We start from the raw sequence: 21,574 nt of genomic DNA, 5'->3' as shown, positions 1-21,574 counted from the left end.
ATATAATAAGACCAATCAAAGATTTTATTTTTTCAAAGGAGGATTTTCAAATGGGACTTATTAAAGCAGCTTCAAGCACGATTGGCGGAGGACTAGCAGATCAGTGGCTGGAAGTCATCGAACCAGATAATATGAGCGACACGACAGTCATGACAAAAGGTGTCAAAGTACGAAAAGATGACAAACGCGGATCAAACCGCAAAGGAACAGAAGACGTTTTAACAGACGGATCAGTCGTTCACGTCTATCCAAATATGATGATGCTTCTCGTTGACGGCGGAAAAATCATCGATTATACAGCAGAAGAAGGCTACTATACAGTTCAAAACAACTTAGCCCCTTCTATGTTCAACGGTTCATTGAAAGAAGCAATTGCTGAAACTTTTGATCGCTTTAAGTTTGGCGGTGTGACTCCGCAGAAACAACAAGTCTTTTATATCAATCTCCAAGAAATCAAAGGAATCAAATTTGGTACGAGTGCACCTCTGAATTATTTTGACAGTTTTTATAATGCAGAACTTTTCTTGCGTGCACATGGTAATTATTCGATTCGCATCACAGATCCAATCCTTTTTTATACCAATGCGATCCCAAAAAACAAAACCCAAGTCGAACTTGCAGATATCAATGAGCAGTACTTGTCTGAATTCTTGACTGCGCTTCAAGCAGCAATCAACCAAATGTCGGCAGATGGTCAACGAATCTCTTATGTCCCATCGAAAAGTTTAGAATTAAGCAAATACATGGCTTCTGCTTTAGACGAATCATGGACAGAACTTCGCGGAATGGAAATCGTCTCTGTCGCAGTCGCAAGTATTTCTTACACGGACGACTCTGTCAAATTGATCAACATGCGTAACGAAGGCGCCATGCTTGGTGATCCAAGTATTCGCGAAGGGTACGTTCAAGGTTCGGTTGCTCGAGGAATGGAAGCTGCCGGAAAAAATGAAGCTGGCGCAATGACTGGTTTCATGGGTATGGGAATGGGAATGAATGCAAACGGCTCATACTTAGCACAATCTTCTCAAAGCAATCAAGAGCAGATCAAACAAGAACAAAGCAGACAAGCAGAAAAACAAAATCAGCAAGAAGCATCTGGTGATACAAACACTTGGACTTGCCCTGTCTGCCAAACAGAAAACACAGGAAACTTCTGCACAAATTGCGGTGCCACAAAACCAGCACCAAATGTCCAACCAGCCTTAAAAATGAAATGCAGCGAATGCGGTGAGGTCATTGATCTTTCTGGCGGCATACCAAAATTCTGTCCGAATTGCGGCAAACCATTCAAAGGAATCCCGCTTGACTAAAAAAGAAAGGACGTTCGTCGATGGAAGTACTTACACATAAATGTCCCAATTGCGGCGGTCCGCTGACTTTCGATCCAAAAGACCAAAAGTTCCATTGCGATTACTGTCTAAGCATTTTTACTGAAGAAGAAGTCAGTGAATACGAAAAAAAACAAGAAGAAGCTCGAACTGTCGGCGCAACTGAAAAACCAGATACTGGCAATGCTGGTGCTTTCACATTTACTGCAGAAGAACAGCTGTCAGAAATGTCTGCTGAAGAAAAAGCAGCTGCTGAAGAAGCAGGAATCTTGTCAGAAGAAGCCCCTTCAGAAACGATGGATCTGTTTCTCTGTCCAAACTGCGGCGCCGAAATCGTCACCGATCAAACAACAGCTGCGACTTATTGCTATTACTGTCATAATCCAGTTGTGCTTTCTGGACGTTTGAGCGGTGCGTTTCTACCTGACAAAGTGCTTCCTTTTATGATTGAGAAAGATGAAGCAGTTAATAAGTTTCTTGCTTGGACCAAGAAAAAATGGTTTGTACCGAAAGCTTTTTTCAATAAAGAACAAATCGAAAAATTGACCGGTGTTTATTTCCCTTATTGGGCAACAGATGCAAAAGTCAATGGTTCTTTATCCGCCAGAGGAACGATTTTACGTGTTTGGCGTGTTGGAGATATCGAATATACTGAAACAAAACAGTTCGACGTAGGAAGAAATGGCGAAATCTCCTTCAAAGAGTTGGTAAAAAATGCTTTGTCCAAAAACGTCCAGCAAAAAATGGTCGAAGGTGTCCAACCCTTCCAACTAGACAAAGCAGTGGACTTTAAAAGCCAATATCTCTCTGGTTTTCAAGCTGAAAAACGCGACATCGAATACGAAGCACTGAAAAACGAATTGGAAAATGAATTGAAAGATTACTCCGAAACGTTATTAGAAGATACAGCTTCTGGATATCATTTAAGCAATGTCCAAACGTCGATCTCGATCGATTCACAAGAAAAACATTATCTCCTGCTCCCAGTCTGGCTGGTGACTTACCGCAGCAGCGAAAAAAGCAAAAAAGTATACTACTATGCAATGAATGGCCAAACTGGAAAAGTAAGCGGCGTCCTGCCTGTCAGCAAAAAGAAACTAGGCTTTACAGCTTTAGGGATCTTCACAGCCCTTGCTGTCTTGTTCTTGATTGGAGGCTACTTCATATGAGCAAAACATTGAAATGGTCCCTTCTCGGCTTGCTGCTGATCCTTTTTTCTCTGCCGACGAGTGCACAAGCAGCAACGGTGGATGACCAAGCACAACTTTTTACAGCTGAACAAATCCAAGAGCTGGAACAGCAAGCTGCTCCTTTGAATGAAAAAATCAAAGGAAATGTATTTATTGTGACAACTGCCACGAATACAGAAGAACCTCGCGATTTTGCAGATGATTATCTCCGCCAGCAAATCGGCAATGACCAAAACGGCTCTGTCTTGCTCTTGGATATGAATCAGCGGGAAATCTATATTTCAACTTCTGGCAATATGATCGATTATTTGACAGACAGCCGAATCGATTCGATTTTGGATGATGTCTACGACCAAATGTCTAACCAAAATTATTTTGAAGCAGCAAAAGCTTATCTGACAAAAGCCCAAGAATATGTTGAAGATGGTGTTCCCGGCGGCCATTACCGTGTGGATGAAGAGACCGGTAAAATCACTCGGTATAAAACATTGACTGTCTTCGAGATCATCATAGCTTTAGGTTTAGCAGCTGGGCTAAGTATTGCCTTTTATTTCATTACGATTTCTAAATATCAGCTGAAATTCAAGACCTACAGTTATCCATTTCGAGAAAAAGCTTCTCTGAAACTGACAGATAAAACCGACCGATTGACTAATTCATTTGTCACAACCCGACGTATTCCAAAAAGTCCACCGCCAGGAAGCGGCGGTGGCGGCGGAAGTACTACCCATTCCAGTGGCGGCGGAACATTTGGCGGCGGTGGTCGCAGTTTTTGATCATTCAATAAAAAAGGACAGCGGCTTTTAAGCCGTTGTCCTTTTTTAAGTAAATTTTAATCGAATAGGTAAACGAATAGCGGTATAATGCTGCAGCAAAAAGAACAGAACAAGAAGAATGATCAGGAACACTCCTGCATAGAGACAGCCCATCAGAAATCTATCTGCTATTCTCTCAGATAGAATCAGTCGAAAGAAACCACAAAGCAGTAGCCCAAAGCCCCCTCCTGAAACATTGGTGATCACATCTGTTATATCTGTGGCACCTAAACTGAAAATGTATTGCGCACTTTCAATCAGCACACTCAACCCCAACATCAGTAAAAAGCTGAAGGCTATATTCTTGCGTGCCAATTGCAGCAAGATACCGAATGGAACAAATATCAAAAAGTTCAAAAGCCATTCCGCGTAAGAAACTTGCCCATTGATCATTGCCGATTCGCCAAATGGAACCCAATTGATATGGGCGCGCAATGGATTGTACATTTCCGTTATTTCTGTGACAGAAACCGAAAATTTAAATAATAATACCCAGAAAATAACTAAAATATAGATAGTAAACAAAACAGTTCGTTTGTTGTTTTTCATAAAGCAGCTCCTTTGGCATTTACTGAACTAGCATTTCTAAATCACCAGTATGACAGCATTTAGTTTACACTAGCAAGAAGCTTAGAAACAGCTGTTTTTGTTTTTTTATCTTTTCTTTTAAACTCTTTAGGTAAATTTAGTTATTGCGGCTCTACGCGCTGCTTTTAAAAACGTAATTTCCCATTCTCCAATGTATATTGCTGATTACAGATTTTTGCAACTGCCGGACTATGTGTAACAATAATCAGTTTTGTCCCCAGTTGTTTGACACGCAGAAACAGCTGAAGCACTTCTTGTTCTGTTTTCGAGTCCAGTGCGCCTGTGGGTTCATCCGCCAACAAAATCTTGGGTCTTTTGATTAGCGCTCGAGCGATGGCTACACGCTGAGCTTCACCGCCAGAAAGTTCGGACACTTTTTTAGACATATAACCAGAAAGCCCAACTACCTCTAATATTTCTTGGATTCGAGCTGCTTTTTCTTTCTTTCCAGTGAATGCAAGTGCAAGATTTGCTTGAACATTTCGATCATCTAACAAATGATATTTTTGAGTAATGATACCTATATTTTCTCTTCTGAAACATATATTTTCTTTTGTTTTTTTACTCACCTTTTGTTTTTCAAAAGTATAGATTCCTTCATAATCTGTATCCATCCCCGCTAAAATCCTCAATAAAGTGCTTTTTCCTGAACCGCTTCGCCCTGTTAACGCTATCGAATCAGCCTCTTTCATTTCAAAATCCAATTGATCAAACAACAAAAAATCTGTTTTAGGCATTTTCTTTGTTATTTTTTTTAAGGCAATCAAATAATCTCCCCTTTCAATACAACGCTCTAAAGTTTGTTTTCATATCTTTGTTATAGAACGAAAAATAAAAAACAGCATCAAGAGTACCTAAACATATGCCGCCTAGAAAAATAATAAAAAAAGTAGAATAATCTTTAACTGGCATCAATAAAAAGCTGACAGCAAAAACAGCTAACACGAAACTATTGCCTAAAAAAGTATCCCACAATAATAAAGACTTGGTTCTTCTGCCCCATTCTCCATTGAAATAAGAGAAATAATATCTTTGTCTTCTGCGTTCATACATCTTGTAAGTCAAATAAAAAGTAATCAGAATAGTCAACAATCCTATACATAAAAAAATAACCAACAACAATAAATAATTGTAATTAATCAATTCATACATCCTCTGATATTGCATCGTAAAGGCAGACATACCTAACAATGTATAAGAATAAAAAGAAGTTTCTTTTGCTGTTCTCGCTAAAAGCGCGTTCAAGAAATCAAATCCTTTACCTTCATCTAACACAATATCACCACCAAACATTGCAAAAGCCAGAATACCGTAAAATTCCTTATTTTGTTCTGTTATTGTTGGCAATGTTTCTGGATAAGCGAGCAAAATATAACTATCTAAATATTTATTTATTTCATTTTTATAGAAGACCGACGTATTTTCTTTCAAAAAATCTATTACTTCAAACTCAAATTCTCTTGTATAAAAACGACCTTTCAACTTTTCCCCTACACGATAGTACGGTTTATATTCGGCACCTAGAAAAATAGGCAGAACTTTTTCATCAAAGTTGACATTACTCCAATCAAATGATGTTCCATTTTCAGTCTCGATAGCGTAAAATTCAAAAAATTGCTGATTGACCTGAAAACTTTTTGCATCAAATATTTCTTCGTTCGTAAGCGGATCAACATAATGGCCTAATTCTTCAATAGCGCTGTCTGCTCCATAGCGGTAATCAAATGACACATTTCCTTTAAATGACGCGATTTGCAACGGCTGATGAAAGGCAGATAAATAATGGATCTGCTGGTTTGTATTTAATTTTTGATAGAATGAATGAACAGTTTCCAATGAATTTTTCGATTGTCTAAATTCAAAAAATTCTTCTGGGTTCGATAATTGATCCGCGATTGAAAATAACTCTCTTCCTTCGCCGATTGCTGCTGTTTTATCTATTTGTGCAGTTATATTTTTTGAAAAAGAAAATAACAAATAGATCAAGAACAAAAGAAGGAGCAAGATAACAGATTTCACTAATATGATTAGTCCATTCTTTTTAACATTATAGAGTAATTCCATGCAGCAGCTCCTTTTCTTCTTTCATCAAAAATAATGTAAGCATTGTAAGAGACAGACATAGTTGAAGCACCAATATTCCTGACACTGAACTAACTCCTCTAGAAAAAATGGCTGATATAACAATTGGAATAGCACTGATAAGTAAAAGCAGCCGAACATGACGAAAATATCTTGAATAGAAAGGAACACCCAAAATATATCTCAGCTGATTTTCTTTTCTTAAATCAATCATTCTTACATACGAAGCGATGATGCTCGTTGAGACAATAACGAGCAAGCTTAAAAGATAGAGAAGCGGAGAAAAGAAATCGCTACCTATCCTGCGGTTGAGCCCCACATTTTTTTGATAAAAATCTTCTTCAGCGTACGTGTTTTGCTTATGCACTTCCTTGCCATCAACTGCTAAAAATTGTTTTGAATCAGGAAAAAGATTCGTGTCATTTAAAATAACTGTATGATCTAAAAAACTTGGCGAAATCAAGCCCAGATAGCCGATTACTTTATACTTTTTATCTTTGTATATTTAATAATCGTTATCGTTGATCTTATTGATTTCCACAGCTCTTCCAATCAGCGCTTCATCCGTTCCCTCTTCTTGGAAAAATCTTCCTTCGCTAATCGGAAAATTTTGTCTAGAATAATCTTTAGAAAAGTAGCCTCTGATTTCATCGTTATTTTCACTTTCTAAAGAAATGAAAACGTTTAGATCTTTTATTTCTTCAAAAATATCCTCAACGATATTCGCAAAAGTATCCTTTACAAATAAATGATTTACAGAATATAAATCATTACTTTCAAGAGACAATTTCTCTTGACGTGTATGATACATATCAATCAATAAGATCAAGAAACTGGTACTTAAAATCAATAAAACGAAAAGGGCACTATTTCTTTTCTTCATACGGACCATCCTAAGTGAGTGAATTTTTGGAAATAATGTTATGACAGATACACGATCCTTCTATTTTAAAATAACAATATTATTTAATTTTTAAATCACTATCATTAAGATAAATATATCATTTACACTATAATAGAAACAGTATTTTTTGAAATTTATATAATTAAAAAACAAAGACATTTAAAAGCTGTATCAAGGAACCTATAATCTTCAATTTTAAATCCTCTATTTTTGATAACGTTTACGAAAACATCTCCTTTATTAGACAAGAGATGATAAACTTTTTGTATCTCAGTATATTGTCAAAAATTTTAGACGATCACTTAGAGAATAAAAACTATTTTTTTCGGTATAGAAATGAAAAGAGGTGATTATGATTTTTGTTACTTTTCTGGACATCGCTTTCTAGGGGACGACGCCAATAAAGACAGTGACTTTAAGCTACACTTACTGCTGGGTTGTGGAGTAAGTCCGCAACACAGTGCATAGTATAAATAAACAAAACTATGAAAGGTTCGGATTAGAAGTATTTCTATGAAGCTGGAAGCAGAAGTAATCGCATGCTGCGGTGAATTTGTCCCTACTTAAAGAAGCCTGTTCAAAAGAATTAACGGAACCCTTTTCTCCAAAAAAATCAATTTTTGGAGGAAAGCAAAGTTGAGAAAAAAAGAAAATAGTGGATTTACTTGTACAAATTGTTTTAAAGAAGTCTTGCCATTGACCAATGGTTCTTATCGAAATCATTGTCCCTTTTGTTTATTTTCATTACATGTAGATGTTTCCCCTGGCGATCGCTCAAATGATTGTTTAGGTTTGATGCGCCCTATTACTTATCGAAAAACGAGTAAAAAAGGCTATCAATTGAAACATCAATGTATGAAATGTAAAAAAGAGCAATGGAATATCGTGGCAGAGAATACAATGCAAAGTGACCGTTTTATTGAATAGGTATCTGAAAATAACTTTACTTGATTTTATTTTTGTTAAAACATAGCTGATAAAATCAATTGTGAAGATCGCTTTTTTATCTAGAGCTGATGGTATTTAATCTATCAGCTCTCTTTTATTGGATTTAAAAACAAAAAAACAGACTACCCTTATTAGATAGTCTGCCAAACATTGATCGAACAATGATTTGATTATTCTGCAGCGTTTTCGTCTTTGAGACCGTATTTTTTGTTGAAACGGTCCACACGTCCGTCTGCTTGTGTGAATTTTTGACGTCCAGTGTAGAATGGATGTGAGTCTGAAGTTACTTCGACACGGATAACAGGATATGTGTTTCCGTCTTCCCATTCAACTGTTTCTTGAGAAGTTTTTGTTGAACCTGATAAAAATTTGAATCCTGTTGTTGAATCCAAGAATACTACTGGATGGTAATCTGGATGGATATTTTCTTTCATGATTTTCGCTCCTTTGCCCTGACCCATTTGCTGAACCAGAGTTGATTTGTCGATTTACAACAGTAACATCTTATCATGTTTTAAAGATGGATGCAATTATCTTTTTTGATTTCTTGACGGAGTTTTTTTGCTGAATGTCACATCTTGAAATTCTTCAAAGAACTGTTCATTATTTTTAGTTTTACGTAAAAATCGTGTTAATTGTTCCGTATATTCCAATGCATCGCCAGCCATGGTGTTGCGCAGTTTCCAGATACCTTCTAATTGATTGTTTTCTACTAACAATTCTTCTTTTCGTGTACCAGATTTCTTGATATCGATAGCAGGGAAGATTCGTCTTTCTGACAATTCGCGGGACAGCTGCAATTCCATGTTTCCTGTTCCTTTAAATTCTTCATAGATCACATCATCCATTCGACTGCCTGTGTCCACTAAGGCTGTTGCTAAAATCGTCAAGCTGCCGCCTTCTTCGATATTTCTCGCTGCACCAAAAAATTTCTTTGGTTTATATAACGCAGCCGGATCGATCCCGCCGCTCAATGTACGTCCGCTTGGCGGTACGACAAGGTTATACGCTCTGGCTAAACGCGTGATACTGTCCATCAAAATAACGACATCTCTTTTGTCTTCTACCAAACGCATCGCGCGTTCCAATACGAGTTCAGAAACTCGCGTATGGTTTTGCGGCTGTAAATCAAATGTCGATGAAACCACGTCTCCTTTGACACTACGTTCAAGGTCGGTTACTTCTTCTGGACGTTCGTCGATCAGCAAAACAATCAGCTCAACATCCGGATAATTATCTGTGATCCCATTTGCGATCTCTTTCAAGATACTTGTCTTCCCAGCTTTTGGCGGAGCTACAATCAACCCGCGCTGGCCAAAACCAACTGGAGAAAAAATATCGATCATTCGTGTTGCCAATCGTCCCGGTGTCGTTTCTAAACGCAATTGTCTTTCAGGATAAAGAGGTGTTAATGCAGGAAAATGTGGTCGTTCTTTCGCTTCTTCGGGATCTTTCCCATTGACACTTTCTACATGCATCAAGCCGTAATAACGTTCTGATTCTTTCGGCGGTCTTGCTTTTCCAGCAACTTTATCGCCATTTCTTAAACTAAAACGGCGGATTTGTGAAGCAGAGATATAGATATCTTCCACACTTGGACCATAGTTGATCGGACGCAAAAAGCCATAGCCGTCTTGTCCCACAATGTCTAAGATCCCTTCCATGTAATAGAAGCCTTGTTTCTCTGCTTGCGCACGGATCACAGATAAAGAAAGTTCTTTTTTATTCATTTTGCTGTAATAAGGAATCTTGAAATCTTTTGCATAGCTGTAGATTTCTTTCAACGTCTTATTTTCCAGCTCTGCCATTGTTAAATAATCGCTCATTCGTCCACTTCCTCTACCATTTCGATCGATGCGCCTAATGCCGTCAGTTTCTCGATAATATGATCATATCCGCGAAGAATATATTCTACATTATAAATAGTCGTTGTTCCTTCTGCCATCAAGCCGGCAATAACCAAACAAGCACCTGCACGAAGATCAGAAGCAACAACTTCTGCACCGTGTAATTGATTTGGGCCATTCACAATGATCATGTTTCCTTCCACAGAGATATCTGCGCCCATTCGCGCAAGTTCTGGTACATGGTTCACACGTTTAGAGTAGATCGTATCTGTTATTTCAGCAGTTCCTCTGGTTTTTAAAAGAAGCGGTGTCAGCGGCTGCTGCAAATCCGTTGCAAAACCAGGATAAGGATAAGTCATGACATTCACAGCATTCAATTCTTCTGAAGGAAAGACTTCGATCTCGTCTTCTCTGATTTCCATTTTGACACCAATTTCCTGCAATTTTGCAATAAAGCTGTCTAGATGTTCAAAAATAACATTTTTGACTTTTACTCCTTGTCCAGCTGCAGCGGCGATTGCCAAATACGTTCCGGCTTCGATTCGGTCAGGAATCATGAAATGATGGCAGCCATGTAATTCTTCTACACCTTCGATACGAATAATATCTGTTCCGGCTCCGCGAACTTTTGCGCCCATATTGTTCAATAAAGTAGCAACATCGATGATTTCTGGTTCTCTCGCTGCATTTTCAATGATTGTTTGTCCTTTGGCTTTGACTGCTGCCAGCATCACGTTGATTGTCGCGCCGACTGAAACGACATCCATGAAGATTCGGTTGCCTTTTAGCCCTTCTTCATTTGTTCGAAGATACATCGCACCATGTTCATTGTTGACAGAAGCACCTAACGCTTCGAATCCTTTGATATGCAGATCGATTGGACGAGGACCTAAATAACATCCGCCAGGTAAGCCAACGACTGCTTCACCAAATTTCCCTAACAATGTACCCATGAAATAATAAGATGCTCTAAGACTATTGATTTTTCCGCTTGGCATTGGTACAGAAACGATTTCGCGCGGATCGATTTCTAAAATATTGTCGTGAAATGAGGTTTTAGCGCCCATGATTTCCAAGATCTCAATCAGCGAATGAACATCCTGAATATCTGGTACACCTTCTAAAGTGACAGGAGAATCTGCTAAGATAGCTGCTGGGATCAATGCGACTGCGCTGTTTTTTGCACCGCTAATCGTCACTTCACCCGTTAACGGACGATTTCCGTTGATTATGATTTTTTTCATGAATTTCCACCTTGTTTAATTCTATGGTTTACTATAAAAAGTATTTTATCATAGATAGATAAAAGAAACGAGTACCCCCAAAATAGTTGACACAAAAAAGACCCCAGACTGTCACTAAACAGAAGTATCTGAGATCTTTTTTCAATAAAATGTTTACTTTTTTTGGCCTAAATATTCTTCCAAAGTTATCCCTGCTTCGGTTATTTCTTTGGCGGCTTTCTTGCCGACATAACGAAAATGCCACGGTTCATAATCTACACCGGTAATCTGCACTTTATTCGAAGGATACCGCAAAATAAATCCATAGCGATAAGCATTATCTGCTAACCATCCGTACACTTCTTTGTCTGTAGAAGCACTTGGTTCAGCATTGATATCTACTGCTAAACCTAATTCATGCTCACTTGTTCCTGGTGCAGCAACCCATTTTTCAGCTTCTTCTTTGGCTTTTTGATAAGAATAACCTTTTTCTTGAAAACTGCTGATTTTTTCCTGCATGATGTTTTCTTGCTCTTCCGTTGTTCGGAAACTTGAAACGATTTTTGGATAAATCCCCTCAGATCTCGCTGCATCAAGCATCAGCTGCAATTCAGGATAAATATGCTTATCTACTGCTTGTTCATCTGATAGTTCTTGCAGTTCCGCCGTATAGTCTTCTGGTATTTTATGATCAGCATTCACTAATATCAACTCCCATGAGCCGCGCTCCTCTTCATTTGCTTGGACTTTTTCAGGTGTTATCCGCAAAAATATCCCAATAATTGTAATTAGAATGATCGAAAGGATCCCTGCTGCTGCTTTATTCATTTTTCCCATTATTCTTGTCCTCCAACTAAAAAATCTTTGCTTTTCTTGGTAAGTTTACCAAGGAAAACAAAGACAGTTTTCTGTTATTCAACAAGAATTTCTTACGATTTTCCTACAAAAGCGGCAAATCGATTGTGAACGTTGTTTTTTCCGCTTCGCTTTCAGCAGTCAATTGCCCCCCATGAAGCTCCACGATTTGTTTAGCAATTGCCAACCCAAGTCCAGCACCGCCTCTGTTTGTCTGCCGTGCCGTATCCAGCCGGAAAAATTGTTCAAAGATCCTCGATAATTTTTCTGGAGGAATCGTTGGTCCTTGGTTTGTAAAAGCGATTTTGACTCGTTTTTGTTCAGGATCTGTTTTTGCTGAAAGTTTGATCACTGCGCCTTCATCGCTGTAATTGACTGCATTTTGCAGCAGATTATCGAAAACTCTCTGCATCTTGTCTGCATCAAAATAAACCGAAATTTCTTCTTCCAGTTCTTTTTCCAAAGTCAAATTTTTGGCAGTTAAAAGAGGTAAAAATTCATAACTCAGCTGTTCCAACATCATCTTCAACTGGATTTTTGCTGGCATCAATTCGATATTTGAAAGATTGAATCGAGCAATCTCAAAGAATTCATTGATCAGTTCTTCCAATCGCTCTGCTTTATCCAAAGAAATCGCTAAATAGCGTTTTCTCAGCTCCGCAGAAATTTCCTGTTCATCTCGCAAAAGGGTCAGATAACCAATCACTGAAGTCAACGGTGTCTTCAGGTCATGTGCTAAATAAACAATCAAATCATTTTTCCGCTGTTCCGCTTCCTTTGCTTGCCGCTGACTCAAATCGACTTCTTGACGAATCTGGTTCAGTTCCCATTCAAATTCTTGCAGATCTTCAGAAAGTTTGATTGGTTCCGTTTGATTATGGTAAAGTTTTCTTGAAGCTTCAAGGACTTCATCCAACTGGTCCACACTTCTTAACCACGTTCTTAACAAAATAATCAAGCCGCCAGCTAATAAAACGATCAAAACAATCAAAATATAATTGTTTTCAAGTTTTTTTGCAAATTGATAAAATCCATTTGACCATTGCCATGTATACAAGCCAAATAAAAAACGGCTAACAAAGAAAAGCAGCGTTAAAACAAGGATTGCCGCTGCCGAAAAAATACTTAAACGTGTCGCCAAACGCTTCAACAAGCGATTTTTTAATCGTGAAGACTTTTTGATAGTTTCTGTTTTATTCAACTTTATAGCCCACTCCCCAAACAGTTTTGATAAATTTTGGTTTACGTGCTGGTTCTTTCAGTTTTTCACGCAAACGCCCGATATGTGCCATAACTGTGTTATTGTTATCGAGAAACTTTTCACCCCAAACGGCTTCAAACAGCTGTTCTGCTGGAACAACTTCGCCTTTTCGTTCAGCCAAGTACCATAAGATCGAAAATTCCAATGGTGTTAAAGAAATGTTTTCTCCGTAAAGCGTGCAAGTATGCAAGGTTTGATTGATGACTAATCCATGGATATCGACTTCTTTTACTGTTTCTGCTATGGAGGATTCCGCTTGCGTATTGTATTTTCGAAAACGTCTCAACTGAGTCTTGATACGCGCAACGACTTCTAAGGGATTGAAGGGCTTCGTGATATAATCATCTGCACCTAAAGTTAAGCCTGTTATTTTATCTATGTCTTCTACTTTTGCTGTCAACATGATTACAGGAAAAAAATGATTTTCTCTGATTTTTTGGACGATTTTAAATCCATCGATATCCGGAAGCATCACATCTAATACGGCTAAGTCGAATGACTCTCTTTCTATGCAATCCAATGCTTCTTGTCCAAGATAAAACTTCTGTACTTCATATCCGTCATTCTTCAGGTAGACTTCAATCAAATCTGCAATTTCCTGTTCATCATCTACCAACAATATTTTCTCTGGCATAACGCCTTTCACCACCACTAACAAATTTTCTAAATTATATCATATCGATATTGGATACTAGTAAGGTCCGTTTACTTCTAGCATGTTTGATTTTTGGAATCTGCACTGTATAATAATAAATGAAATGAATTGTAGCATCTTGCTATCCGAGCACAACGTACCTGCGAATACGTTGCGTTTTTTTGTTTTCATAAAAAGACACTTACCGCTGCGAAACAGTAAGTGCCACTTTGTCGACTCTACTCTTAATTTCTGTTTGGAAGCGACGACTCGACAAATTCAGTTTAGCAATGTTTTCAGCTATGTATAGTTCAAATCATTCACCTATATTTTATTATCTATGTTTATTTTAATCCTTAAAATACAAGTTATCTTTATCTTTTTCTCAAGATTTTCTGACGATTTTCCTACAAAAATTTCGGATACCTTCTTTTTGGACACAAAAAAAGCGGGACATTTCTGTCCCGCTTCTTCTCTCACGACCGAATGATCGGTGTTCGAGGACTGTTTGTTACAGCTGAAACAAATTAAGCTTTGTTAGCTGAACCGAACCAGTCGATGTGTTCTTGTGCATCTTTAACGATTGCAGCTTTACCTGGTGCTAACAATTTACGAGGGTCAAATCCTTTACCTTCTTTGTCTTTACCAGCTTCGATGTATTCACGAGTTGCTGCAGCAAATGACAATTGGAACTCAGTGTTAACGTTAACTTTTGAGATACCCATTGAGATTGCTTTTTCGATTTGTTCTTGAGGAATACCTGAACCGCCGTGTAATACTAGAGGAACATCGTTACCTACAGCGTCAGCAATTGCTTGCAAGTGGTCAAATGCAAGACCAGTCCAGTTTTCTGGGTATTGGCCGTGGATGTTACCGATTCCGCATGCTAGGTAGTCAAGACCTGTAGCAACCATTTGTTTACATTCTTCAACGTCAGCTAATTCGCCTGTACCGATGATTCCGTCTTCTTCTCCGCCGATTGAACCAACTTCACATTCAACTGAAATGCCTTTAGCGTGTGCTTTTTCAACAACGTCTTTAGCTAATTTCAAGTTTTCTTCGAATGGTAGGTGTGATCCGTCAAACATGATTGAAGTGTAGCCAACTTCGATACATTCCAAAGCAGCTTCGTAGTCACCATGGTCTAAGTGGATAGCAACTGGAACAGTGATGTTCATTGCTTCTACTAAATCAGTGATCATATCTTTACATACTTTGTATCCGCCCATGTATTTAGCCGCGCCCATTGAAGTTTGGATAAGTACTGGTGCTTGTTTTGCTTCTGCAGCTTCAAGAATAGCTTGAGTCCATTCCAAGTTGTTTGTGTTGAATCCGCCGACAGCGTAGCCGCCTTTACGAGCAGCTTTTAAAAATTCAGCTCCTGATACTACTGGCATAATAAAATTCCTCCTAAGTTTTGTAAAACTAAATTTGTTAAGTCTTTGCTTAACCAACAAAGACATTTTACCAAACATTTACGTAGTTTTCTACTAAAATCGCTGAAAATGAAAATTTTCAGGAAGTTTTTGGCGATTAACTAAGGATTTCTCTTTTAAAATTCTAATAAATCAAGCAAAAAAGCTGCCGCCTGTTACGGCATAAACCTGTCCAGTCACATAACTTCCATCATCAGAAGCCAAAAAGACATAAACATTTGCAAGCTCGACTGGCTGCCCTGCACGCTCGATCAATTCATCTTGTCCAAATTGCGGGATTTTTTCTTGCGGTTGTCCGCCAGAGATTTGCAATGGTGTCCAAATTGGTCCAGGTGCGACTGTATTGACCCGAATACCTTTTGGCGCTAATTGTGCAGCTAGTCCCTTGCTGAAACCTGTGATTGCTGCTTTTGTCGCTGCATAATCCAATAAATGCGCACTTGGTTCGGCACTTTGGATCGATGTGGTAGTCACAATGGCGCTTCCTTCATCCAAATAATCCAACGCTTCTTGGACTGTCCAATACATAGAAATGATATTTGTAGTAAAGGTATCTTGAATTTGTTTTGTCGATAATTCTTTGATGTCTGCTACAGACTGCTGCATCCCTGCATTCAGAACTAAAATATCCAATCCGCCTAAAGCAGAAGCTGCATCATGGACAGCTTTCCGCGCAAATGATTCGTCTTTCAAATCACCCGGGATCAAAACAGCTTTTTGCCCTGCTTCTTCGATCCATTTTTTTACATCCTGCGCATCCTCTTCTTCGACTGGCAGATAAACGATTGCTACATCTGCACCTTCGCGAGCATACGCAATCGCAGCAGCACGTCCGATCCCTGAATCTCCGCCAGTCACTAATGCTTTTCTTCCTTCAAGCTTTCCTGAACCTACATAACTTTCTTCTCCGCAATCTGGTACAGGTGTCATGTTCTTTTGTAAAGCAGGAGCTTCTTGAAATTGCTTTTCAAATTCCTGATGATAATATTTTGTCAATGGATTCTGTTTTTTGCTCATTCTGTGACCTCCTCTTTCTTTATATAAAAAGGGTACGCTGAATCAGAAAAGATTGCAAAAAAACCGCTTGGATCACCAAGCGGCTTCAGATAAATTATTTTTCTTCTCTGTTTTCTAAAGAAGCACCAACAAATGCTTTGATCAATTTTTGCGGACGATTTGGACGTGAAATCAATTCTGGATGGAATTGGCAGCCCACGAAGAATTTGTTTTCTGGGATCTCTACGATTTCTACTAGACGATTGTCTGGGGATACACCAGAGAATACTAATCCTTTTTCTTCAAACATTTCACGGTATTTGTTATTGAATTCATAACGGTGACGGTGACGTTCTTGGACCACATTTGCGCCATCATAGGCAGCAGCTGTTTTTGTTCCTTTTTTCAGTTTGCATGGGTAAAGACCTAAACGTAATGTTCCGCCTAGATTTTCAATATTTTCTTGGTCTGCCATCAAATCGATGATGTTGTTTACTGCATCAGGGTTTGTTTCAGCAGATGCTGCATCTTCTAAACCAGCGACATTGCGGGCAAACTCGACACAAGCCATTTGCATACCTAGACAAATACCTAAGAATGGTACATCATTTTCACGAGCGTAACGGATTGCTTCGATTTTTCCTTCAACACCACGATCGCCGAAACCACCAGGAACCAAGATACCGTCTGCATCTTTTAGTCTTTCTTCGACGTTTTCTTTTGTTAATTCATGTGCTTTGATCCAGTCAAGCTCGATGTCTGAGTCATAAGCAAATCCTGAATGTTTCAATGCTTCAACAACTGAAATATATGCGTCAGGCAATTCTACATATTTTCCGACTAAAGCAATACGAACTTTTTTCTTCAAGTTCAAGACGCGTTCTTCTAATTGGCGCCATTCAGTCATATCTGCTGCAGGTGTATCTAATTTCAAGTGATCACAAACGATTTGGTCCATTCCTTGTGACTGTAACAATAATGGGATAGAGTACAATGTGTCTACGTCTGGTGATTCGATTACGGCTTCTGGTTCCACGTCACAGAATTGAGCCAACTTATTTTTTGTTCCTTGAGAAACTGGTTGTTCTGTACGAACGACTAAGATGTTTGGCTGGATACCTAATCCGCGAAGTTCTTTCACACTATGTTGTGTTGGTTTTGTTTTCATTTCGCCTGCTGCTTTTAGGTATGGGATCAACGTTGTGTGAACATACATTACGTTATCCGCACCAACATCTGCTTTCATTTGACGCAATGCTTCTAAAAACGGCAATGATTCGATATCGCCGACAGTTCCGCCGACTTCAGTAATGATGATATCTGAATCTGTCAATTTTGCTGCGCGCATGATTTTTTCTTTGATTTCGTTCGTGATATGCGGGATAACTTGGACAGTTGCTCCAAGATATTCGCCTTTACGTTCTTTACGCAGAACTTCCGAATAGATTTTTCCTGTCGTAACATTGGAGTATTTGTTCAAATTGATGTCGATGAAACGCTCATAGTGTCCCAGATCCAAATCTGTTTCCGCGCCGTCATCTGTTACGAAAACCTCTCCATGTTGATATGGACTCATTGTTCCTGGGTCCACGTTGATATATGGATCAAATTTTTGGATAGTGACTTTCAAGCCACGATTTTTTAACAAACGGCCAAGTGAAGCTGCTACGATTCCTTTACCAATCGATGAAACTACGCCGCCAGTTACAAAAATGTATTTTGTCATAAATTCAAAAACTCCTTCTTGTTTTATCTTCAGGAAAAGTCTCAGAAAATAAAATAAAGCTCCCTATCCATACGAATAGGGAGCTGAGATTCCTGTAAACTTTAACCCTTCTAAAAGGGTGCCCAAGCAGTATAATACAAGTTAAATCTTTGAAAGTCAAGCCCTAATTCTTTATTGATTTTCAAGAACGGTTTCTTGAAAGGATAACAAAAACCTCTCAACCGCAAGCATCAACGCACCACGGTCGAGAGGTTTATTTTGAAAAACAGCCTTTTGCTTTGAAGGGTCCTGTTAAGAAATCAGTATAATTCTAAGTACTGTTCTCTTTCCCATTCAGAAACTGTTTGGCGGAAAGCTGCCCATTCCAAACGTTTTGCTTCGACAAAGTTTGAGAAGATATGGTTGCCCAATGCTTCGATCATCACTTCGTCTTTGCGCAATTCTTTGATTGCATTGTGGATCGTTGATGGAAGATCTTTGATTTGCGCTTCTTCCCGTTCTTCTTCATTCATCACATAGATGTTTCTGTCGACAGCTGGTGGTGGTGTCAATTTGTTGCGTACGCCGTCTAACCCAGCTTGTAAAAGAACAGCCATTGCTAAATATGGATTTGCAGACGGATCAACTGAACGCAATTCCAAACGTGTAGAGATGCCGCGAGATTCCGGTACACGGACAAGCGGTGAACGGTTGTGTCCGCTCCAAGCCACATATACTGGCGCTTCATAACCAGGCACTAGACGTTTGTATGAGTTGACGGTTGGATTACATACAGCAGTATAGGCTCTTGCATGTTTCAACAATCCGCCTAAGAAATGATAGGCTGTTTGGCTCAATTCCAATTCACCGTCTTTATCATAGAAGACATTTCCTTCTTCGTTGAACAATGACATGTTGCAGTGCATACCAGAACCATTGATTCCATATAAAGGTTTTGGCATAAATGTTGCGTGCAGACCATGTTTGCGTGCAATTGTTTTTACGACTAATTTAAAAGTTTGGATATTGTCGCAAGCATCTACGACATCTGCATATTTAAAGTCGATTTCGTGTTGTCCTGGCGCTACTTCATGGTGAGAAGCTTCTACTTCAAAACCTAAGCTCTCTAATTCCAAAACGATATCTCTGCGGCAGTTTTCACCCAAATCAGTAGGTGCAAAATCAAAGTAGCCGCCTTTATCGTTCAAATTCGTTGTGATCCCGCCGTCTTCATCTAATTTAAATAAGAAAAATTCAGGCTCTGGTCCTAAGTTGAAAGAGGTAAATCCTAAGTCGCGCATATCTTTCAATGCTCGTTTTAAGTTCCCGCGCGGATCGCCGGCAAATGGTGTGCCGTCTGGGTTATAAATATCGCAAATCAAGCGCGCTACTTTTCCATGGTCGCTTTCCCATGGAAAAATCATCCAAGTAGAAAGATCTGGATACAAGTACATATCACTTTCTTCGATTCTTACAAAACCTTCAATAGAAGAACCGTCAAACATCATTTTGTTGTCTAATACTTTGTCGATCTGGCTGACAGGTACTTCAACGTTTTTGATTGTTCCTAGAATATCCGTAAACATCAGACGCAAAAAGCGTACGTTTTCCTCTTCGATAATTCGTTTGATCTCATCGCCAGTGATTTGTTTCTTTACCATGGTATCCCTCTTTCTTGTATTATGTTTATTCAGTCAAAATATTGTCGTTGAAGACCCTGTGACTGATAATGCCCTGTTTGGTTCAATCCGCCCTGCGCAAGCATCTCATCGCGAAAAATCTGCCGTACGTCGTTGTCTGTCAGCGGCTTCTTACTTTTCGCTTCTTGCTGTTCTGCGCGAGCCATTTCGTATACATGTTTGATTCCAGCCATATTCAAACCATCCGAAAGATAATCTTTGATTTCGAGTAATGTGTCTATATCATTCAGAGAATACATCCGCCGATTGCCTTCGCTGCGTTCGGGATGGACAAGTTCTTGTTCTTCGTAATACCGAATTTGGCGTGCCGAGAGGTCTGTCAATTTCATAACTGTACCAATCGGAAAGACTGACATCGAGCGTCGTAATTCCTTTTCTCTCATCAGATACCACCTTTCCTCTCTTTGACTTGGCTAAAGTGTACCAATGTTAATTTTGATTGTCAACCGCATATGTCAGGTTTTCTAACATGGAATAACGATTTTTTTATAAAATAAACTTCTATTTATCAAAAACAGCGGTATACCAATGTTTTTTACAGCTAAAAATAAAAATATTTTTTAGAAAAAATTTCAATTCCTTCATTTATAAAAAAAACAGATACCTCTCCAATGAAAGGAATCTGTCTTTAGTACTTTATCTATTTTTATTCGACAAAAGGTTCTTCACCTAATGCTTGTTGCGCCGCCAAATTCAACATGCTCCATTGACGGTCAAATCCTGGTTGGAAAAAGAAGTCCGCTTCTGCCAGCTGTTCTAACGTCAGTTTGTTTTGGATCGCTAGAGCTAGTACATTTCCTTGCCCTGTCACATCATACGTAGACAATACTGCTCCGCCTAACAGCTGATGAGTCATTGGATCTGAGAACAATTGGATGGAAACTTTCGGATTGCCTTGTTCTTCTGGTACATATTTTGGACGCAATGTATCTTCGTAATAAGAAACACGGACGTCAACACCTGCTTTTTCTGCAGTAAAACTATTCAGTCCGCTGGCAGCAAAATGGTAATCAAACACACTTAGCGCAGAAGAACCGACGACTCCGCCAAACGGTTTATTTGGTACATCTTCAAATAAGTGCTGCACAACATAACGCGCTTCTCGACGTGCCACAGTTGCTAAAGCAATCGGCATTTTTTTGCGTGCTGGAATAGAATAAGCTAGTGTTGCATCTCCTACTGCGTAAACATCAGGAAGATTCGTCTGCAAATATTCATTGGTTTGGATCCAGCCGCGTTCATCTAAGTCGACGATACCTTTGAGCCATTCTGTATTTGCCTTCACACCAGCAGCTTGGATCACTAAATCTGCTGAGATTTCTTTTTCGCTTGTTTTGACTGCTTCTACTTTTCCCTCACCAGTAAAAGCTTCGATTTTCACATTTGTTAAAACTTCGACGCCTTTTTCATTGAGATGTTTTTCTAAGATATCAGTCATTTCTGCATCTAGATACGTGCCTAGAGGTCGATCGATCACATCAAGCAAAACAACATCTTTTCCAGCATTTCGACTGGCTTCTGCTGCTTCGATCCCAATGTAGCCTGCGCCTATAACAGCGATTTTTTTAATCGCTGGATCATTTAATTTTTCTTTGATTTTCGTTGCCCAGTTGTAGCCGCGCATCAAGTAGACATTTTCCAAATCTGTCCCAGGTACTGGCAGATTGTTTGGTTTTACACCAGAGCTTAAAATCAATTTATCGTAAGAATACTCTTTTGTTTCATTATCCGAAGTATTCGCAACTGTGACTGTTTTGTTATCGGCATTGATTGTTTTTACTTCATGATTATTTAGAATATGAACATTGGATTGCGGAAAGTTTTCTGGTCTGAAATTTCGTACATCATTTACATCTGTGACTTTATCTTCTAGGTAAAGCTCCATCCCGCATGACATAAAGGAAACATAATCTCCTGCTTCAAACAGTGTGATATCTACGTTTTCGCCATATCGTGTCAAGAGTTCTAAAATTGATTGGTGTCCTCCATGAGATGCACCGACGATCACAACTTTGATTTTTTCCATTGATAAAACCTCCTAAGTCATTTGTTTAAAATAATT

Annotated in this window: 21 protein-coding genes; 4 read left to right on the top strand and 17 right to left on the bottom strand. The window is 38.9% G+C overall.

What is annotated here, in order from left to right; genetic code table 11:
- Window positions 1-50 precede the first annotated feature (50 nt).
- From IGI64_RS03705 to IGI64_RS03695, 3 genes are read left to right on the top strand one after another with little or no spacing between them, the layout of a single operon-like run.
- The gene (locus IGI64_RS03705) at window positions 51-1,310 is read left to right on the top strand and encodes an SPFH domain-containing protein (RefSeq protein ID WP_016624200.1); all 1,260 of its coding nucleotides are present in this window, start codon (window positions 51-53) and stop codon (window positions 1,308-1,310) included.
- A gap of 20 nt (window positions 1,311-1,330) precedes the next feature.
- The gene (locus IGI64_RS03700) at window positions 1,331-2,497 is read left to right on the top strand and encodes a TFIIB-type zinc ribbon-containing protein (protein ID WP_429939521.1); all 1,167 of its coding nucleotides are present in this window, start codon (window positions 1,331-1,333) and stop codon (window positions 2,495-2,497) included.
- Complete coding sequence (locus tag IGI64_RS03695; RefSeq protein ID WP_429939520.1) at window positions 2,494-3,294, top strand: TPM domain-containing protein; 801 nt, start codon at window positions 2,494-2,496, stop codon at window positions 3,292-3,294. The genes IGI64_RS03700 and IGI64_RS03695 overlap by 4 nt, the downstream gene beginning before the upstream one ends.
- Before the next feature lie 45 nt (window positions 3,295-3,339).
- Here IGI64_RS03695 and IGI64_RS03690 read toward each other — a convergent pair whose 3' ends face one another.
- The 5 genes from IGI64_RS03690 to IGI64_RS03670 all read right to left on the bottom strand — a co-directional run bounded on the left by IGI64_RS03690 (window position 3,340) and on the right by IGI64_RS03670 (window position 6,886).
- Complete coding sequence (locus tag IGI64_RS03690; RefSeq protein ID WP_429939519.1) at window positions 3,340-3,882, bottom strand: VanZ family protein; 543 nt, start codon at window positions 3,880-3,882, stop codon at window positions 3,340-3,342.
- Between the two features lie 164 nt (window positions 3,883-4,046).
- The gene (locus IGI64_RS03685) at window positions 4,047-4,688 is read right to left on the bottom strand and encodes an ABC transporter ATP-binding protein (RefSeq protein WP_429939518.1); all 642 of its coding nucleotides are present in this window, start codon (window positions 4,686-4,688) and stop codon (window positions 4,047-4,049) included.
- 13 nt (window positions 4,689-4,701) lie between these two features.
- Window positions 4,702-5,985: a hypothetical protein gene (locus IGI64_RS03680; protein WP_429939517.1), complete on the bottom strand. Its 1,284-nt coding sequence runs from the start codon at window positions 5,983-5,985 to the stop codon at window positions 4,702-4,704.
- The gene (locus IGI64_RS03675; RefSeq protein WP_429939516.1) at window positions 5,969-6,466 is read right to left on the bottom strand and encodes a hypothetical protein; all 498 of its coding nucleotides are present in this window, start codon (window positions 6,464-6,466) and stop codon (window positions 5,969-5,971) included. Before IGI64_RS03675 ends, IGI64_RS03680 begins: the two co-directional genes overlap by 17 nt.
- A gap of 42 nt (window positions 6,467-6,508) precedes the next feature.
- Entirely contained in the window at window positions 6,509-6,886 is a 378-nt protein-coding gene (locus tag IGI64_RS03670) for a hypothetical protein (RefSeq protein ID WP_429939515.1), read from the bottom strand.
- A gap of 657 nt (window positions 6,887-7,543) precedes the next feature.
- On the opposite strand from IGI64_RS03670, the gene IGI64_RS03665 reads away from it, so the two are divergent.
- Window positions 7,544-7,834, top strand: coding sequence for an RNHCP domain-containing protein (locus IGI64_RS03665; protein ID WP_429939514.1), 291 nt, complete (start codon window positions 7,544-7,546; stop codon window positions 7,832-7,834).
- Between the two features lie 191 nt (window positions 7,835-8,025).
- Here IGI64_RS03665 and IGI64_RS03660 read toward each other — a convergent pair whose 3' ends face one another.
- The 12 genes from IGI64_RS03660 to IGI64_RS03605 form a co-directional block, all read right to left on the bottom strand.
- On the bottom strand, window positions 8,026-8,289 hold the full coding sequence (locus tag IGI64_RS03660; RefSeq protein WP_010736059.1) for a type B 50S ribosomal protein L31: 264 nt from the start codon (window positions 8,287-8,289) through the stop codon (window positions 8,026-8,028).
- A 96-nt stretch (window positions 8,290-8,385) separates the two neighbouring features.
- Window positions 8,386-9,681 carry a transcription termination factor Rho gene (gene rho / locus IGI64_RS03655; protein ID WP_016624213.1) on the bottom strand — a complete coding sequence of 432 codons (1,296 nt, stop codon included), beginning with the start codon at window positions 9,679-9,681 and terminating at the stop codon, window positions 8,386-8,388.
- Window positions 9,678-10,946, bottom strand: coding sequence for a UDP-N-acetylglucosamine 1-carboxyvinyltransferase (locus IGI64_RS03650; protein ID WP_429939513.1), 1,269 nt, complete (start codon window positions 10,944-10,946; stop codon window positions 9,678-9,680). The genes rho and IGI64_RS03650 overlap by 4 nt, the downstream gene beginning before the upstream one ends.
- A 153-nt stretch (window positions 10,947-11,099) precedes the next feature.
- Complete coding sequence (locus IGI64_RS03645) at window positions 11,100-11,762, bottom strand: M15 family metallopeptidase (protein ID WP_429939512.1); 663 nt, start codon at window positions 11,760-11,762, stop codon at window positions 11,100-11,102.
- Between the two features lie 103 nt (window positions 11,763-11,865).
- Window positions 11,866-12,981, bottom strand: a complete 1,116-nt coding sequence (locus tag IGI64_RS03640; RefSeq protein WP_429939511.1) for a sensor histidine kinase — start codon at window positions 12,979-12,981, stop codon at window positions 11,866-11,868.
- Window positions 12,974-13,675 carry a VanR-ABDEGLN family response regulator transcription factor gene (gene vanR / locus IGI64_RS03635; protein WP_429939510.1) on the bottom strand — a complete coding sequence of 234 codons (702 nt, stop codon included), beginning with the start codon at window positions 13,673-13,675 and terminating at the stop codon, window positions 12,974-12,976. The genes IGI64_RS03640 and vanR overlap by 8 nt, the downstream gene beginning before the upstream one ends.
- A 527-nt stretch (window positions 13,676-14,202) precedes the next feature.
- The gene (locus tag IGI64_RS03630) at window positions 14,203-15,072 is read right to left on the bottom strand and encodes a class II fructose-bisphosphate aldolase (protein WP_429939509.1); all 870 of its coding nucleotides are present in this window, start codon (window positions 15,070-15,072) and stop codon (window positions 14,203-14,205) included.
- Between the two features lie 171 nt (window positions 15,073-15,243).
- A complete protein-coding gene (locus IGI64_RS03625) occupies window positions 15,244-16,128 on the bottom strand; it encodes an SDR family oxidoreductase (protein WP_016624220.1) in 885 nt (294 codons plus the stop codon).
- Window positions 16,129-16,222: 94 nt separating this feature from the next.
- Entirely contained in the window at window positions 16,223-17,833 is a 1,611-nt protein-coding gene (locus tag IGI64_RS03620) for a CTP synthase (RefSeq protein ID WP_016624221.1), read from the bottom strand.
- Window positions 17,834-18,132: 299 nt separating this feature from the next.
- Window positions 18,133-19,473, bottom strand: a complete 1,341-nt coding sequence (gene glnA / locus IGI64_RS03615; protein ID WP_016624222.1) for a type I glutamate--ammonia ligase — start codon at window positions 19,471-19,473, stop codon at window positions 18,133-18,135.
- Between the two features lie 29 nt (window positions 19,474-19,502).
- Window positions 19,503-19,895 carry a MerR family transcriptional regulator gene (locus tag IGI64_RS03610; RefSeq protein WP_016624223.1) on the bottom strand — a complete coding sequence of 131 codons (393 nt, stop codon included), beginning with the start codon at window positions 19,893-19,895 and terminating at the stop codon, window positions 19,503-19,505.
- Between the two features lie 263 nt (window positions 19,896-20,158).
- Window positions 20,159-21,538: an FAD-dependent oxidoreductase gene (locus IGI64_RS03605; protein WP_429939508.1), complete on the bottom strand. Its 1,380-nt coding sequence runs from the start codon at window positions 21,536-21,538 to the stop codon at window positions 20,159-20,161.
- Window positions 21,539-21,574: the final 36 nt, after the last annotated feature.

This window comes from Enterococcus sp. DIV0210g, from assembly GCF_050559705.1.
Taxonomy (GTDB): Bacteria; Bacillota; Bacilli; order Lactobacillales; family Enterococcaceae; genus Enterococcus_B; species Enterococcus_B faecalis_A.
Note: the sequence above shows the minus strand (reverse complement) of the source record. Positions and strands in the feature narration are given on the sequence as shown.

Bases quoted from the DNA above. Each gene is read 5' to 3' on its own strand.
- IGI64_RS03645 (WP_429939512.1), bottom strand. From the start codon at position 11,762: ATGGGAAAAATGAATAAAGCAGCAGCAGGGATCCTTTCGATCATTCTA.
- IGI64_RS03695 (WP_429939520.1), top strand. From the start codon at position 2,494: ATGAGCAAAACATTGAAATGGTCCCTTCTCGGCTTGCTGCTGATCCTT.
- IGI64_RS03690 (WP_429939519.1), bottom strand. From the start codon at position 3,882: ATGAAAAACAACAAACGAACTGTTTTGTTTACTATCTATATTTTAGTT.
- IGI64_RS03660 (WP_010736059.1), bottom strand. From the start codon at position 8,289: ATGAAAGAAAATATCCATCCAGATTACCATCCAGTAGTATTCTTGGAT.
- IGI64_RS03680 (WP_429939517.1), bottom strand. From the start codon at position 5,985: ATGGAATTACTCTATAATGTTAAAAAGAATGGACTAATCATATTAGTG.
- vanR (WP_429939510.1), bottom strand. From the start codon at position 13,675: ATGCCAGAGAAAATATTGTTGGTAGATGATGAACAGGAAATTGCAGAT.
- IGI64_RS03625 (WP_016624220.1), bottom strand. From the start codon at position 16,128: ATGAGCAAAAAACAGAATCCATTGACAAAATATTATCATCAGGAATTT.
- IGI64_RS03700 (WP_429939521.1), top strand. From the start codon at position 1,331: ATGGAAGTACTTACACATAAATGTCCCAATTGCGGCGGTCCGCTGACT.
- IGI64_RS03670 (WP_429939515.1), bottom strand. From the start codon at position 6,886: ATGAAGAAAAGAAATAGTGCCCTTTTCGTTTTATTGATTTTAAGTACC.
- IGI64_RS03650 (WP_429939513.1), bottom strand. From the start codon at position 10,946: ATGAAAAAAATCATAATCAACGGAAATCGTCCGTTAACGGGTGAAGTG.
- IGI64_RS03610 (WP_016624223.1), bottom strand. From the start codon at position 19,895: ATGAGAGAAAAGGAATTACGACGCTCGATGTCAGTCTTTCCGATTGGT.
- IGI64_RS03705 (WP_016624200.1), top strand. From the start codon at position 51: ATGGGACTTATTAAAGCAGCTTCAAGCACGATTGGCGGAGGACTAGCA.
- rho (WP_016624213.1), bottom strand. From the start codon at position 9,681: ATGAGCGATTATTTAACAATGGCAGAGCTGGAAAATAAGACGTTGAAA.
- IGI64_RS03630 (WP_429939509.1), bottom strand. From the start codon at position 15,072: ATGCCAGTAGTATCAGGAGCTGAATTTTTAAAAGCTGCTCGTAAAGGC.
- IGI64_RS03620 (WP_016624221.1), bottom strand. From the start codon at position 17,833: ATGACAAAATACATTTTTGTAACTGGCGGCGTAGTTTCATCGATTGGT.
- glnA (WP_016624222.1), bottom strand. From the start codon at position 19,473: ATGGTAAAGAAACAAATCACTGGCGATGAGATCAAACGAATTATCGAA.
- IGI64_RS03605 (WP_429939508.1), bottom strand. From the start codon at position 21,538: ATGGAAAAAATCAAAGTTGTGATCGTCGGTGCATCTCATGGAGGACAC.